At 71.7% G+C, this 14,815-nt stretch carries 16 protein-coding genes; 3 read left to right on the forward strand and 13 right to left on the reverse strand.

The features are described 5' to 3' along the window. The first annotated feature begins 79 nt into the window (after positions 1–79). Positions 80–1,054 carry an SAM-dependent methyltransferase gene (locus ACZ4FV_RS25640; RefSeq protein WP_465323298.1) on the forward strand — a complete coding sequence of 325 codons (975 nt, stop codon included), beginning with the start codon at positions 80–82 and terminating at the stop codon, positions 1,052–1,054. A gap of 167 nt (positions 1,055–1,221) precedes the next feature. Here ACZ4FV_RS25640 and ACZ4FV_RS25645 read toward each other — a convergent pair whose 3' ends face one another. From ACZ4FV_RS25645 to ACZ4FV_RS25655, 3 genes are read right to left on the reverse strand one after another with little or no spacing between them, the layout of a single operon-like run. Then, entirely contained in the window at positions 1,222–2,475 is a 1,254-nt protein-coding gene (locus ACZ4FV_RS25645) for a CaiB/BaiF CoA transferase family protein (RefSeq protein ID WP_395866798.1), read from the reverse strand. Between the two features lie 36 nt (positions 2,476–2,511). Then, positions 2,512–3,882: a PH domain-containing protein gene (locus ACZ4FV_RS25650; protein ID WP_465323299.1), complete on the reverse strand. Its 1,371-nt coding sequence runs from the start codon at positions 3,880–3,882 to the stop codon at positions 2,512–2,514. Beyond that, a complete protein-coding gene (locus ACZ4FV_RS25655; protein WP_395866794.1) occupies positions 3,879–4,376 on the reverse strand; it encodes a PH domain-containing protein in 498 nt (165 codons plus the stop codon). The genes ACZ4FV_RS25650 and ACZ4FV_RS25655 overlap by 4 nt, the downstream gene beginning before the upstream one ends. 70 nt (positions 4,377–4,446) lie before the next feature. Between ACZ4FV_RS25655 and ACZ4FV_RS25660 the strand changes: the two genes are divergently transcribed. Beyond that, on the forward strand, positions 4,447–5,598 hold the full coding sequence (locus tag ACZ4FV_RS25660) for an NADH-quinone oxidoreductase subunit D (RefSeq protein ID WP_465323300.1): 1,152 nt from the start codon (positions 4,447–4,449) through the stop codon (positions 5,596–5,598). A gap of 54 nt (positions 5,599–5,652) precedes the next feature. Here ACZ4FV_RS25660 and ACZ4FV_RS25665 read toward each other — a convergent pair whose 3' ends face one another. From ACZ4FV_RS25665 to ACZ4FV_RS25680, 4 genes are all read right to left on the reverse strand, one after another. Then, positions 5,653–7,203, reverse strand: a complete 1,551-nt coding sequence (locus tag ACZ4FV_RS25665) for a hypothetical protein (protein ID WP_465323301.1) — start codon at positions 7,201–7,203, stop codon at positions 5,653–5,655. Positions 7,204–7,429: 226 nt separating this feature from the next. Then, positions 7,430–8,353, reverse strand: coding sequence for an ABC transporter substrate-binding protein (locus ACZ4FV_RS25670; protein WP_465323307.1), 924 nt, complete (start codon positions 8,351–8,353; stop codon positions 7,430–7,432). Between the two features lie 23 nt (positions 8,354–8,376). After that, positions 8,377–9,051 (reverse strand): ABC transporter permease, encoded by a 675-nt coding sequence (locus ACZ4FV_RS25675; RefSeq protein WP_395866788.1) that lies wholly within the window; start codon positions 9,049–9,051, stop codon positions 8,377–8,379. Beyond that, positions 9,048–9,788 carry an ABC transporter permease gene (locus ACZ4FV_RS25680; RefSeq protein WP_395867032.1) on the reverse strand — a complete coding sequence of 247 codons (741 nt, stop codon included), beginning with the start codon at positions 9,786–9,788 and terminating at the stop codon, positions 9,048–9,050. The genes ACZ4FV_RS25675 and ACZ4FV_RS25680 overlap by 4 nt, the downstream gene beginning before the upstream one ends. 169 nt (positions 9,789–9,957) lie before the next feature. Here ACZ4FV_RS25680 and ACZ4FV_RS25685 point away from each other — a divergent pair, with 169 nt between their 5' ends. Continuing rightward, entirely contained in the window at positions 9,958–11,106 is a 1,149-nt protein-coding gene (locus ACZ4FV_RS25685) for an ABC transporter ATP-binding protein (RefSeq protein ID WP_395866786.1), read from the forward strand. A gap of 49 nt (positions 11,107–11,155) precedes the next feature. Here the strand turns inward: ACZ4FV_RS25685 and ACZ4FV_RS25690 are convergent, their stop codons facing one another. The 6 genes from ACZ4FV_RS25690 to folE form a co-directional block, all read right to left on the reverse strand. After that, on the reverse strand, positions 11,156–11,620 hold the full coding sequence (locus tag ACZ4FV_RS25690; protein ID WP_395866784.1) for a DUF3180 domain-containing protein: 465 nt from the start codon (positions 11,618–11,620) through the stop codon (positions 11,156–11,158). Beyond that, complete coding sequence (folK, locus tag ACZ4FV_RS25695) at positions 11,617–12,204, reverse strand: 2-amino-4-hydroxy-6-hydroxymethyldihydropteridine diphosphokinase (protein WP_395866783.1); 588 nt, start codon at positions 12,202–12,204, stop codon at positions 11,617–11,619. Before folK ends, ACZ4FV_RS25690 begins: the two co-directional genes overlap by 4 nt. Beyond that, the gene (gene folB, locus ACZ4FV_RS25700) at positions 12,201–12,563 is read right to left on the reverse strand and encodes a dihydroneopterin aldolase (protein WP_395867030.1); all 363 of its coding nucleotides are present in this window, start codon (positions 12,561–12,563) and stop codon (positions 12,201–12,203) included. The genes folK and folB overlap by 4 nt, the downstream gene beginning before the upstream one ends. Positions 12,564–12,754: 191 nt before the next feature. Continuing rightward, the gene (locus ACZ4FV_RS25705; RefSeq protein ID WP_078976561.1) at positions 12,755–13,219 is read right to left on the reverse strand and encodes a nuclear transport factor 2 family protein; all 465 of its coding nucleotides are present in this window, start codon (positions 13,217–13,219) and stop codon (positions 12,755–12,757) included. Then, a complete protein-coding gene (gene folP / locus ACZ4FV_RS25710; RefSeq protein WP_395866781.1) occupies positions 13,216–14,100 on the reverse strand; it encodes a dihydropteroate synthase in 885 nt (294 codons plus the stop codon). Before folP ends, ACZ4FV_RS25705 begins: the two co-directional genes overlap by 4 nt. 108 nt (positions 14,101–14,208) lie before the next feature. Then, positions 14,209–14,814 (reverse strand): GTP cyclohydrolase I FolE, encoded by a 606-nt coding sequence (gene folE, locus ACZ4FV_RS25715; protein WP_395866779.1) that lies wholly within the window; start codon positions 14,812–14,814, stop codon positions 14,209–14,211. Position 14,815: the final 1 nt, after the last annotated feature.

Raw genomic sequence — 14,815 nt, forward strand, 5'->3', positions numbered from 1 at the left:
CGCTCGCACTCCGGACGGACCGGCACAGAACCGACCTCGGTCGCACGGGCGCGATCCGGGGCCGGTACCGTCGGGTGCGATGGAACGACGGCTGACCTGGAAGGAAGCCACCCGTCGGGCGTTGTACGGAGCCGAGGGCTTCTACCGCCGGGCCGAGGGCCCCGCCGGCCATTTCCGCACCTCGGTACACGCCTCCCCGCTGTTCGCCCGCGCGCTGGCCGACCTGGCCCGGACCGCGGGCTTGGACACCGTCGTGGACGTGGGCGCCGGGCGCGGCGAACTGCTGGTCGCGCTGTGTCGGATCGCGCCGCACCTGGAACTGATCGGCGTGGACGTCGCCGACCGGCCGGAGGCCCTGCCGCCGTCGATCGCCTGGGGGCCGGAGATCCCACCGGGCCGAACCGCGCTGCTGATCGCCAACGAGTGGCTGGACAACGTGCCGGCCGACGTCGCGGAGGTGGACGAGCACGGCGTGCCCAGGCTGGTCGAGGTGGACGTGCGCTCGGGCCACGAGCGGCTCGGCGCGGTCACCGACGACCGGGACGCGCGCTGGCTGGACCGCTGGTGGCCAATGGTCGGCGCGGAACCGGGCGCGCGCGCGGAGATCGGCGACCCGCGGGACCTCGCGTGGGCGGGCGCGATCGAGCGGCTGGAGCGGGGGGTCGCGGTGGCGATCGACTACGGGCACCTGGCCGACGGGCGCCCGCCGTACGGCACGCTCGCCGGGTATCGGCAGGGCCGGCAGGTGCCGCCGGTTCCGGACGGCACCTGCGATGTGACCTGCCATGTCGCGATGGACGCGGTGGCCGCGGCGGGCGAGGCGGCCGGGGCGCGCGACACGGTCCTGACCACCCAGCGACACGCCCTGCGGGCGCTGGGCGTGGTCGGCCACCGACCGCCGTACGAACTGGCCCGCACCGATCCGGTCGGCTACCTCGCCGGCCTGCGCGACGCGGGCGAGGCCGGCGAACTCACCGCGAAGGGCGGCCTCGGCGACTTCCACTGGCTGGCCCAGGGCGTGGGCATGAACGTCCCCACCCGCCTCCGCCCCTGACCGGCCCCGAGACCGCCCGACTGCGACCCCTGAGAACCAACCGAATCCAGCCTGTCCGGCACTGGAAGCCAACCGCATTCAGCCCGGCCGGCGCTTGCGGCCACCCCTCGGCCCGGCCGGCGCTGGAAGCCAACCAAATCCAGCCCGGCCGGCGCTCGAGGCCAATCTCAGCTGTTACCGAGCGCACCCGCCGCCCGAAGCTCGGCGATCCTGGCCTCGTCGTACCCGAGCAGGTCCGCCAGAACGGCCGCGCTGTGCTGCCCGACCGTCGGCGCCCGCTCCGGCACCGGCAGCGTCTCGCCGACGAACTTGATCGGCGACGGGAGCTGCTCCGCGCCGAGCCGGTCCTGGCCGATCCACGGGAACCGGTGCTGGAACTGCGGGTCCTCGGCGATCGTCTGCGGCGTGTTCACCGGCGCGATCGGCGTGTTCGCCTCGTTGCCGAACTCGATCCACTCCCGCGCGGTGCGCGTCGCGAAGATGTCCCGCAGGATGCCTCGCAGCTCGACGTTGCCGACCGCGTGGTCCGCGTACTTGGAGCCCGGCCAACGCTCGAACAGGTCGGCCCGGTCCACCGCCTCGCAGAAGTTCTTCCACAACGACTGCTCGGACGCCATGAACAACACGTGCCGGTCGTCCTTGGTCGCGTAGATCTGGTAGCGCACGCCCTTCTCCATGCCCCCGGTGCCGGGCGCGCGGCGCTCGTAGTCGTCCGACTTGTTGCCGGTCACCTCGGACTCCGGGCGCTCGTACGCCTTCCAGGTCTCGCTGCGCAGCCAGTCCATCGACGCGGCGGCGTCGGACTGGGCGATGTCGATCACACTGCCCTCGCCGGTGGCCCGGGCCCGGATGATGCCCGCGAGCACACCGAGCGCGCCGAACATCGGGCCGGCGTGGATGCCGATCGAGGCGTGCTCGGGCAGGTACGGGAAGCCGTCCTCGTCGATCGCGGGCTTCACCACGCCGGCCCAGGTGTCGTAGGCGACGCCGTGGCTGGGCATGTCCCGGTACGGACCGGTGGCGCCGTAGCCGGAGATCGTGCAGAACACGATCCTCGGGTTGATCTTCCTCAAGTCCTCGTAGCCGATCCCGCGCCGGGCCAGACCGCCCGGCCGCATCGCCTCGATCACCGCGTCGGCGTCCTTGACCAGGGCCTTGAACGTCTCGATCGCCTCGGGCTTGCGCAGATCCAGGACCAGGGACTTCTTGCCCCGGTTGACGTGGAGGTGCATCAGCGACGAGCCCTCCACGATCGGCCACGTCATGTCCCGGATGTAGTCGCCCTGCGGCGGCTCGATCTTGATCACCTCGGCGCCCAGGTCCACCAGCGACGAGGTGATCGCGGCCGGCCCCAGCATCGAACACTCGATGATGCGAACCCCCGCGAGCGGGGCTCCACCCTTCGACTCGACCTGACTCATCGCTGCCTCCCTGCGAATATGACGATGCGTCAGATATTAACCGGCGCCCTCTCCGAAGGAAGAGGCGGAACCTGACGAACTGTCAGATGCGTTGTGGATCCAGCGTTCCGCGCCCGCGCCGCGGCGTCCGACGCGCGAGCGCTCGGCCTGTTCGGCGACCATCGTGTGCGCCTCGGCCGCGTCCCGTCGGGCCGCCTTGACATGCACCGGGCCAGGCGTGGAATCCAGGTGCACGGTGGCCAGGCCGAGCCGGCGCTCCCACGGCCCCTGGGTCCGCCGTACGCTCTGCACCTTCGCGTGCGGGATCACGTCCAGGATCCGGTGGAACCGACCGCTGCGGGCCACGAACACCTCGGCGTCCGCGCCGTAGGCGTACACCGACCAGCCGACCGGGTCGTGCCAGCGGGCCCGGCGCGGAGCCGGGATCAGCTCGATCGCGTCGACGTGCACACCCGGCAGGACCTGCCCGAGCAGGCCGTGCGCGACCGCGCGCGGCGCGACCGGCAGCAGGATCGTCTCCTTGGCGTCGGCGTCCTTGCCGCCGTAGCCAGCCACGTTGATCTCGACCCGCACCCACCCGCGCAGCCGCCACAACCACGGCTGCACGATCCGCACCGCCTGGACCCGGCCCGGCGGAACCGTCTGGTGCCGCTGTTCGAGCAGGCCGTGCCGCAGTCGCAGGCCGTCCGGCGAACCGGCCACGGTGAAGTCGAAGTTCCGGATCACCCGTCCCGCGGTGAACTGCCAGGCGGCCAGGAACAGCGGCACCGAGCCGAACACGAACGCGGGCGCGTGCAGCGCGAAGGCCAGCACCACCACCGCCACGCTGGGCGCGAGCGCGGCCCAGGTGCCCACCGACAGCAGCACCGAGCCGACCACCGCCGACAGCGGCACCGACACCAGCGTCTGTTCGGGCGCCTCCCCCACGTCCGGGCGCACCCCCGCGGCGCGCGCGAGCAGTTCGGCGCGCAGCCGCTGCGCGTCCGCCTCGCCCAGGTAGGACAGGCTCGCCTCGGCCCGGTCCCCGCCGGCCACCTGGAGTTGGAGCTCGGCGAGGCCGAACAGCCGGGCGGCCAGCGGCCGGACGATGTCGACCGCCTGGAGCCGGGACAACCGCACGTGCCGGGTGCGCCGGAACAACACGCCGGAGTCCAGCCGCAGGTCGTCGCCCTCGATCCGGAACGTGGTGAACCACCACGAGACGTATCCGTACCCGAACGCGAGCGGCACCACCACGCCCAGCCCGATCATCAGGCGGCTCGGGGTCGCCCACCCGGAGTTGACGTTGTGGACCACCACACCCAGGCAGGCCGCGATCACCACCCAGCCGCGCGCGGGCGGGGTCAGCGGGTGCAGGCGGCGCGGTTCGCCGGGGTGCTCGACCGGCCGTTCGACCCCGGTGCTCACAGCCCCGCCGATCGGGCCTCGCCGAGCGCCGCGAGCCGGTCGCGCAGCCGCGCGGCCTCGGCCGGCGGCAGGCCGCGCACGACCGCGTCCGAGGAGGCCGAGGCGGTGTGCAAAGTCACCGTGGCGATGCCGAACCGGCGCTCCAGCGGACCCGCCTCGACGTCCACGAACTGCATCCGCCCGTACGGCACCACGACCAGGCGGCGAAACTGCACGCCGTGCGCGATCAGCAGGTCGTCGGCCCGCTCCGCGTAGCGCCACGAGCGCTGGTTGCGCCGGATCGCCGGGAGACCCCAGGCGGCGACCCCGACGCCGGCGAGCGCGAGCACCGCGCCGACCCACCACGCGACGAGCCACGCGAGCAGGCCGCCGCCGACCAGGGCGAGCAGCGCGCAGGCGCCGACCAGCAGGGCGCGGCGCATGCGGTAGAGCTGTTCCGAGACGGCACGCCAGTCGAGATCGGGCGGAGCCAGGGCGTCATCGGCCGGTTTCATACGGGCAACCTTCCCAGGTGGGCATACAAGGGTGCGAAGGAGCACACCACTACTGGCAGACTCAGGGTCCATGACCGCCAGGACCGTGGGCGTGGGTATCGGCGCCGACCAGCTCGACACGACCGACATGGTGCTCAACATCGGGCCCCAGCACCCCTCCACGCACGGCGTGCTGAGGCTGCGACTCGTACTCGACGGCGAGCGGATCGTCTCCGCCGAGCCGATCGTGGGCTACATGCATCGCGGCGCGGAGAAGCTCTTCGAGGTGCGCGACTACCGGCAGATCGTGATGCTGGCCAACCGGCACGACTGGTTGAGCGCGTTCGCGAACGAGCTGGGCGTGGTGCTCGCCGTGGAGCGCATGCTGGGCATGGAGGTGCCGCAGCGCGCGGTGTGGGCGCGAACCCTGCTCGCCGAGCTGAACCGGGTGCTCAACCATCTGATGTTCCTCGGTTCGTATCCGCTGGAGCTGGGCGCGATCACCCCGATCTTCCACGCGTTCCGCGAGCGTGAGGAGATCCAGGCGGTGATGGAGGAGATCTCCGGCGGCCGGATGCACTTCATGTTCAACCGGGTCGGCGGGCTCAAGGAGGATCTGCCGGCTGGCTGGACGGGGCGGGTACGGCACGCCGTGGCGACCGTGCGCACCCGGCTGGCGGGCCTGGACGCCCTGGTCTCCGGCAACGAGATCTTCCGCGCCCGCACCCGGGGCGTGGGCGTGTTGTCGCCCGCCATGGTGGCCGCCTACGGGGTCAGCGGGCCGATCGCGCGGGCCTCCGGGGTCGACTTCGACCTGCGCCGGGACGAGCCGTACCTGGCCTACGGCGAGCTGACCGACGTGCTGCGCGTGGTCACCCGCCGGGAGGGCGACTGTCTGGCCCGGTTCGAGTGCCTGCTGGAGCAGGTACACGTGAGCCTGGACCTGGCCGACGCGTGCTGCGACCGGCTCGACCGGCTCCCGCAGGGTCCGGTGAACCTGCGGTTGCCCAAGGTGCTCAAGGCGCCCGAGGGCCACACCTACGCGTGGACCGAGAACCCGCTCGGCCTCAACGGCTACTACCTGGTCTCGCGCGGCGAGAAGACCCCGTGGCGGCTCAAGCTGCGCTCGGCGTCCTACAACAACGTGCAGGTGCTGACCGAGCTGCTGCCGGGCTGCCTGATCGCGGACATGGTGGCGATCCTGGGGTCGCTCTTCTTCGTCGTGGGCGACGTCGACAAGTGACGGCCGGGACACCGGTCGGCGCTCCTGGGGCAGGCCCCACGGGCGCCGACCGGGTCAGGCGTGCTTTCGGACGTCGATCCGGGGGATCTCCTCGGTGTCGTCGTGCGCGGTGAGGTCCACCGGCAGCGGCTTGGGCCGCGGCACACCCGGACGGCTCGGGTCGGACTCGTCGGGCGCGAACCGTACGCCGTGACCGCGGTGCACCGGAGCCGGCTGTGCGGCGGGAGCCTCCTCGGCGCGCACCGGGTCGGCGAGCCGATCCGCCTCGATGTCGTCCTCGACCGGGCCCGGGGCAAAGGTCGCCTCGGCCGGCTCGACCTCGTCCTCGTGCGGGCGGCCGGCGACGAGCGCGTCGTAGCGCGCGTCGGAGCCGAACAGCTCGTCGGTCAGGAAGCCGGTCGCCTCGGGCTCGGCCAGGGCGGCACGCGGCGCGAAGAAGTCGAACCGGCCGGACGCGCCGGAGTCGGCCACGCGGCGGGTCACCTCCAGCACCTTGTCCCGCACCATCCGGGTGACCTCGGCGGTCTCGGAGTCGGCCGACTCCGCCACCTCGGCCGGCGCGGCCGAAGCGGCGACGGGTGCGGCCTCGGTCACCTCGACGGCGGGTCCACTCGCCTCGGCGGGCGCGGGCGCCTCGGCCGGTGCGGGCGCGGCGGCGACGGGTGCGCTCGCGGAGCGGGTGGGGGCATCCTCCGTCGCGGTCGCCTCGGCGGCGACCTCGGACTCGGCCGGCGTCTCCGGCGTGCGCTCGGCGGTCCGGGTGAGTTCGGTGGGCGGCGCGATCGGCGGGGCGGGTCGCGTGACGGCGGCCGGCGCGGTCTCGGGTGCGAGGGGAGTAGAGGGGCGTACCGGGATGGGCTCCGGGGCCGCGGCGCCCGGGGCCGTCTCGATCGGCGCGACGGGGCGCCCGGTCGGCACCGGCTCGCGCACCGTCGGCGCGGCCTCGCGCGGCGTCTCGGCGGCGCGCGCCGGACTCGGCCGCACATCGGCCGTGCGGCGCTCCTCGGCGCGTACCGGCTCGCGTACCGGCGCTTGCGGTGCCCGCGGCGCGTGCGTCGGCTCGGCGGGCCGCGGTCGCGCGGACGGGCCGAACACCGAGGCCGCGTAGGCCGGAACCAGGTCCGGTGAGGACACCGGTGGCCGGCGCACCGCCGGAACGATGGACGGAGCCGTCGGACGCGCCTCGCCGGCTCGGCGGTCCAGCAGGTCCAGGACCGCCGCACCGCGCGCGAACAGGTCCGGGGTCAACGGCTGCGGACGCGACACCAGGTGGGCGGCGGCCGATGCGCCGGCCCGTTCCAGGGCGAGTTCGTGCTCGCCGGCCCGCTCGATCGCCGCGCGTAGCTCGTCGGCCATGCGTTCCCGCTCCCGACGCCGCGCGATGGCCTCCTCGGCCGACCGCCGGTGGTGTGCGGTGCTTCCGCGGACCACCCACGCCAGGGCGCCGGCGGCGGAGGACACACCGAGCAGCACGGCGATTCGAAGTGTGGTCGCACCTCCCGCGACGACCGCCAGGACGACGGCGACGAGCGCCGGCGCGCATATGGCGGCAAGCAGGGATATGCGTGTGGCGGTCGAGACCGAGCGATGGCGTCCACGTGGCATGCAGCAGACGTTAGCGCGCATACGGCGTTCATCTTGGTGCGGGGGTTGCCGTTGGTGCGGGTTTTTTGCCTTCCGTGGTGGGAACTTGGCCGGGTCGGCCTCGAACACCGGTCGGGCCGAATGCGCGCCGGCCTTCGGCCGAATCGACCCCAAACGCCGGCCGGGCTATTGAACTGCCCGGCCGGCGTGGAGTGTTGCGCCGATATCGCGGAATTCGCCGCGCGGATCAGATCAGGTTCTTGGACTTCAAGTAGGCCTTGGCCACATCCGCCGGCTTCTTGCGGTCCTCGTCGACCTGCTTGTTGAGTGCGGTCAGGTCCTCGGTGGTGAGAACGGGGGCGAGCTTGTCGACCAGCGGCAGAATCTTGTCGGCCTTGCCGGAATTGACCATCGGAATGACGTTGTCGGCGTTTTGCAGCTTCTTGTCGTCCGTGAGGACGACCAGACCGAACTGGTCGAGCGTGGCGTCCGTCGAAGTGGTCAGGACCAGTTGGTCCTTGCCGTCCTTGACCGCCTGCTTGGCGGCGGTGGTGCCGACGCCGAGCGGGTCCACGTTGCCCACCTTGATGCCGTACGTCTTCTCCAGGCCCGGGGCGCAGAACGGGCGCGTCTTGCACTCCTCGCCCGCCGCGATCTTCACCTCGACACCCGCCTTGCCCAGATCGGAGAGGGTCTTCAGGTTGTACTTGGCGGCGAAGTCCTTGGTCACCGCGAACGCGTTCTGGTCCACCGCCTGCGACGCGGTACCGGACTTGAGCCCGGCCGGGCCGGCCAGCGTGTTCAGCGCGGCCACCGTCGCCGCGACATCCGGGGAGGCCACCGGCGCGGCGTCCGGGCCGTTCTTCTTTCGGTTCAAGAACTCCGCCATCGTCGCCGCGTACTCCGGCACGACCGCGATCTTGCCCTTCTCCAGCTCGGGTTCGTAGAGCTCACGGTTCTTGACCGTCTTGATGCTCGCCTTCACCCCGCCCTTGTCGAGCAACTGTTTGTACATCTGCGCCAGGATCTCGGACTCGGTGAATCCGGCCGAACCGACCACCGTCTTGTCGTCGTCCGAGGAGGAACACCCGGTCGCGCCCACCAGGAAGACCAGGGAAAGCCCCGCCGCCACGCCGACCGTCATGCCCGTCTTGCCGCGCCGCATAAGCATGCGATGCACCGCCCTTTCCGTTCTCACGAGGTCACACCGCCACGCGGCGTCCGGGCCGTGAACCGCTGCACGAGCGCGAACAGGCCCTCCACCACCAGAGCCAGCGCGGCCACGAGGATCGCCCCCGCCACCACCTGGCCGTTGTCCTGCAGGTCGAAACCGGCCGTGACGATGCGCCCGAGACCGCCCCCCGCGACCAGTGCCGCGAGTGTTGCCGTGGCAACAACCTGAACGGCACACGTTCGAATTCCCGTCATGATCAACGGAAGTGCCAGGGGCAGCTCGACCCGGAACAACATCTGGCCGCCCGTCATGCCCATGCCGCGCGAGGCCTCGACCACGTCCCGGTCCACCTGGCGCATACCGACGTACGCGTTGGTGAGCACCGGCGGGATCGCGAACAGCACGAGCGCGATGATCGTCGCGGTGTCGCCCATGCCGATCGGGCTCAGCCCGAGCAGCACCAGCACCGCGAACGTCGGGATGGCGCGCCCGATGTTGGAGATGTTGATCGCCAGCGCGCCGCCCTTGCCCAGATGACCCAGCCACAGCGCGAACGGCAACGCGATCGCGACCGCGATCAGCACACACACCACGGTGAGCACGATGTGCTCGGTGAGCCGATTCCACACCCCGCTCTCGCCGCTCCAGTTCGCGCCGTCGGCCAACCAGTCCCAGGCGTCCCCGAGTACGTTCACGCCGCCGCCTCCGCCCGCACGTCGACCTCGGCGGTCGGCGCGGACACCAGCGGCAGCCGCCGTTTGCGCCCACCCGTTCGCTCCCACGGGGTCAACAGCCGCTGTACGCCCAGCAACAGCAGGTCGGCCGCGATCGCCAGCGCGACACACAACACCGACGCGGTCAACACCTGTGCCTTGAAGAGCGTGTCGATGCCCGAATAGATCAGGTTGCCCAACCCGCCGGAGCCCACGATCGCGCCGACCGTGGTGAGCGCGACGGTGGACACCGTGGCGACCCGTACGCCGGCCATGATCGCGGGCAGCGCGAGCGGCAGTTCGACCTGGAACAGCAGCCGCCCGGGTCCATACCCCATGCCCTTCGCCGACTCCACCACATCCGGCGGCACCGACCGCAGGCCGGCCAGCATGTTCCGCACCAGGATGGTCAGCGAGTACAACACCAGGCCGATGATGACCGTCGTCTCGGTCAGGCCGGTGAACGGCTGGAGGATCGCGAACATCGCGAGCGAGGGGATCGTGTACAGGATCGTGGTCGAGCCGAGCAGCACGCTGCCGGTCAGTCGCCACCGACGGGCCGCCAGCGCCATCGGGAACGCGACGAGCAGACCGATCGTCACCGAGACGACGGTCAGATAGACGTGTTCGCGCAACGCGGTGGTGATCTCCCCGGAGTACTCGTCGAGGTACTTCCCGCAGACCCACGAGTTGCGCTTCAGGCAGTCACCGGAGGCCACAATCACGGGCGGACCCTACCCCAGTGGTCCGACGGGCATTCCCGTGACGGCGGACACACCCGGTGTGTGAGGGGAGGCACCCGGGTACGTTGCCACCCCTGGGGGCCGGGAAACATCCGGGTCTCCGGACACCTGCCACGATCGCCAGCCATGCCCCCGGAGGGTCCCCATGATCCGGCTCGACCGCGTCACCAAGCGGTACCCCGACGGCACCGAGGCGGTCGCGGAACTGTCCCTGGAGGTCGCCACGGGCGAGCTGGTCACCCTGGTCGGCCCGTCCGGCTGCGGCAAGACCACCACGATGAAGATGGTCAACCGGCTGATCGAGCCCACATCCGGCCAGATCTTCCTGGACGACGAGGACATCACCCATGCCGACCCGGTCAAGCTGCGTCGGCGGATGGGCTACGTGATCCAGTCAGGCGGCCTGTTCCCGCACCGCACCGTGCTGGAGAACACGGTCACCGTGCCGAGCCTGCTGGGCTGGGATCGCAAGAAGGCGCGGGCACGCGGCGTCGAACTGCTCGAACTGGTCGGCCTGGACCCGACCAGACTCGGCGACCGCTACCCGCACCAGCTCTCCGGTGGCCAGCGCCAGCGGGTCGGGGTGGCCCGCGCGCTCGCGGCCGATCCGCCCGTACTGCTGATGGACGAGCCGTTCGGCGCGGTGGACCCGGTGGTCCGCGAGCGCCTGCAGAGCGAGTTCCTCCGGCTCCAGGGCGAGTTGAAGAAGACGGTGTTGTTCGTCACGCACGACATCGAGGAGGCGGTTCGGCTCGGCGACCGGATGGCGGTCTTCTCGATGGGCGGCCACATCGAGCAGTTCGACACCCCCTCCAGCGTGCTGGGCGCGCCGGCCAACGACTACGTCGCCGACTTCGTCGGCGCCGATCGGGGCCTCAAGCGCCTGTCGGTGACCGAGATCACCCCCGAGGACCTCGAACTGCCACCGGTCGTGCGCCTGGACGAGCCGATGTCGGAGGCACTCGCGAAGCTGCGCGCGGCCGACTCGCGCTGGGCCGTGGTGCTCGACGACGAGGGCAACCTGCACGGCTGGGTCGACGATCGCGCGGTCGGCGGCACGGTGCGCGACCGGGCCCGCCGGATGGAGGCCTGGGTGCCGGTGCGCGCGTCGCTCAAGCAGGCGTTCGGCGAGATGCTCCAGCACGACGCCGGGTGGATCGCGGTGGTGGACGGCGACCGCTTCGTGGGCGTGCTCACGCCAGCGCGGCTGCACGAGGCGTTGCGGCGCTCGATCGGTGCCGAGGAGCGGGACATCCCGTTGGCCGACGTCGTGCTGGACACCATCGAGGGCTGAGCGGGCCTTCGGCCGACGTCTTGCCCGCGCCCGCCGAGCGGGCGCGGATTCACTTGTCCTCGGGGTCCTCGGGGACGCGCAGTATGCGCTCCAGGAACAGGCACCCGCCGACCAGCAGCACCCCCGCGCCCACCGCGAAGGCACAGCGCTGAGCCTGGGCCGAGCGCTCGGTGACCTCCAGGAAGCCGGTCAGGTAGAGCGCGTAGCCGCCGTACAGACCCACCACCAGCGCGCCGACCAGCGAACCGGCCTTGGCGAAGACCACCGCCCGGGCGGCGACCAGCGGATCCACCGGGCGCGCGGACGGCCGCCGCTCGCGCTGCGCCTTGAGTCGCGAGCGCAACGACAGCGCGGTCGCCAACGCGATCGCGGCCAGGCACAGCAGCACGATCGGGGCCAGGATCGGGACCACGGGCGGCGTGCCGCGCGAGTCCCACAGGTCGATTCCGGCATACGCGATGCCGCCCGCCCCCAACGCGAGGGCGAGCAGGAGGAGCGGGCGCGTGGGCTTCATCGGTCTGCGGTCAGCTCCAGGTCGTCACGGCGATGCACCCCGTCGAGGCCCATCCGCGCGAGCAGCTCGGCGATCGGGCCGTGGCCCGGCAGGTCCGCCTCGGGGTCGATGTCGTACCACGGCGCGAGCACGAACGAACGCTCGTACGCGCGCGGATGCGGCAGGGTCAGCCGCGGGTCGTCCTGCACCACGCCCTCGAACCGGATCACGTCCACGTCCAGCGTGCGCGGCCCCCAGCGCTCGACTCGGACCCGCTGGAAGGCCTCCTCGATCGAGTTGACCCGCTCCAGGATCAGGTCCGGGGTGAGCAGCGTGCGCACCTCGACGACGGCGTTGAAGTAGGTGCCCTGCTCGGGGCCGCCCACCGGATCGGTCTCGTAGACCGGGGACACCCGCAGCAGTGTCACGCCCGGCGTGTCGGCGATCTCGTCGATGGCGCCCTGGAGGGTCTCCAGGCGGTTGCCCAGGTTGCTGCCGAGGGCGAGCACGACCCGGCTCCAGGTGAGCTGCGCACGCTGCGCGGTGGTCTCGGCGGGTGCTTCCGGGACCGGCTCGTGGACCGGCTCGCGGGCGGTGTCGGTCATCGATCCCGCCCCCGCACGATGGTCACGGTCACATCGTCGAACGGGACGGTGATCGGGGCGTCGGGCTTGTGCACGATCACTTCCACCTCCTGCACCAGTGGGCGGGCCAGGCACACGTCGGCGATCCGCTGCGCGAGCGTCTCGATCAGGTCGACCGGGTCGCCCTGCACGACGCCGACCACGTCCTCGGCGACCTCGCCGTAGTGGACCGTGAGGGTGAGGTCGTCGGACCGCGCGGCCGGACGGGTGTCCACCCCGAGCACGACGTCGACCACGAAGGTCTGGCCCTCGTCGCGTTCCTTCGCGAACACTCCATGGTTGCCGCGGGCCTTCAACCCCCGCAGCGAGACGCGGTCCAGCATCAGTCGCCTCCTCGGCGCGTATCCCATCCCTGCGCACCCCGAACGGTCGGTCGGACCTGTCGAGGGGCGGTCGCGCCGACGGCCGGACCACCTCTGTGCGGTACGAATGTACCCAGCGGTCCCGACAGGTTTCGTCGTCCGGGTGCCCCAAGCGGGCACGAACGACGCGCGAACGCGCCGAAGACCGGTCAGATCTCCTCTTCGGCGTCGACCTCCGCCATCACCGGGGAGGCGTGGTGCAGCCACAACCGCCAACCCGCGGGGGTACGCCGGAAGACGTTGGTGACCACCGCGCGGCCGCCCGCGAATCCGGTCTCGTCGCCGCCGTCCTCCTCGGCCATCCCGGTGAGCATGTTCGCGGTGCAGGACAACACCGCGACCTCGCCGGCCAGCTTGACCTCGACGTCGGTCAGGAAGAACTGCACGTACGCGGTGTTGGCCATGATCAGCGCGTACGAGCGCAGGATCTCCGCGCGTCCGTGCAGCGCGGGCCAGCCCGGGTGTACGCAGGTCACGCTCGGCGCGTCGGCGCCGTCGGCCCAGATCGCGCCGAGGGCGTCGATGTCGCCCTCCTCGACGGCCGTCCACAGCGCGAGGTTGACCTCGCGTACCGCGTCCGCCTCGGGCGACGTCTGGTCGTCAATCGGGTTCATCGGGCCTCCTGCCAGGCAGCCGCCACCTTGACCGCGTCGAGCGAAGCGGGCACCTCGTGCACACGGACGGCCCACGCGCCCGCGGCGGCGGCCAGCGCGGAGACCGCGGCCGTCGCGTCGTCGCGCCCGCGGGGCGGGCGCAGTGTGCCGTCCTCGGCGACGAGCAGCCGCCCCAGGAAGGTCTTGCGGGACGCGGCCACCAGCAGCGGACGGCCGAGTTCGTGCAGCGCGTCCAGGTGGGCGAGCAACGGCCAGTTGTGCTCGGCCGTCTTGGCGAAGCCCAGGCCCGGGTCGAGCACGATCGCGTCCGGGTGGACGCCGGCGGCGATCACCTTCTCCATCCGCTCGGCCAACTCGGTGCGCACCTCGGCGACCACGTCGGCGTAGACCGCGCGCTGCTGCATCCCGCGCGAGTGCCCGCGCCAGTGCATGACCACCACGGGTACCCCGCTGTCGGCCACGTACGCGGCCATCGCCGGATCCGCGAGTCCGCCGCTGACGTCGTTGACCAGCCGCGCGCCCGCCTCGACGGCGGCGCTCGCGACCTCGACCCGGGTGGTATCCACGCTGACCACCGCGCCGGCCGCGGCCAACTCGCGCACGACCGGCACGACCCGGCGCAATTCCTCGTCCACATCCACCCGACCGGCCCCGGGCCGGGTCGACTCGCCGCCCACGTCGATCAGGTCGGCCCCCTGGTCGAGCAACGCGAGTCCGCGGGTGATCGCGGCCTTCGAGTCGAACCACAGGCCGCCGTCGGAGAACGAATCGGGAGTCACATTGACCACGCCCATGACCGCGCACCGGCCGAACTCGGGCAGGCCGCGCACCCCTGGTGGGCGGTCGGGAGCCCGATGTCGCGGGCCGGTCGTCGCTGTCATGGGGAACAGAGTAGGGGTTGACCGGGCGCTGCCCGGTCAACCCCCAAGTACTGCGTCGTGACTTGTTATCGGCGCCTCGCCGCCCCGCGACCGTGCGCCGTGGAGCCGCTACCGGCTCAGGATCAGACTCATCGCCTCGGCCCGCGTGGCGGCGTTCAGCAACTGGCCGCGCACGGCGGAGGTGAGGGTGCGCGCACCCGGCTTGCGTATGCCGCGCATCGTCATGCACAGGTGCTCGCACTCGACCACCACGATCACCCCGCGCGGGCGCAGGATGTTCACCAGCGCGTCGGCGATCTGCGTGGTCAGCCGCTCCTGCACCTGCGGACGCTTGGCGTAGACGTCCACCAGGCGCGCGAGCTTGGAGAGGCCGGTGATCTGACCGTCCTCCGACGGGATGTACCCCACGTGCGCCACCCCGTGAAAAGTCACGAGGTGGTGCTCGCACGTGCTGTAGACCTCGATGTCCTTGACCAGGACCATCTCGTCGTGGCCGAGGTCGAAGGTCGTGGTGAGCACGTCCTCGGGATCCTGCCGCAGCCCCGCGAAGATCTCCTGATACGACCTGGCCACACGGGCCGGGGTGTCCTTGAGACCCTCGCGGTCGGGGTTCTCCCCGACCGCGAGCAACAGCTCCCGAACCGCGCGCTCGGCGCGATCCTGGTCGAACTCACCCACGGCACGACCGTCGAAGGTGATCGGGTCGATCGTCACG

The organism is Embleya sp. NPDC025285, assembly GCF_055558835.1.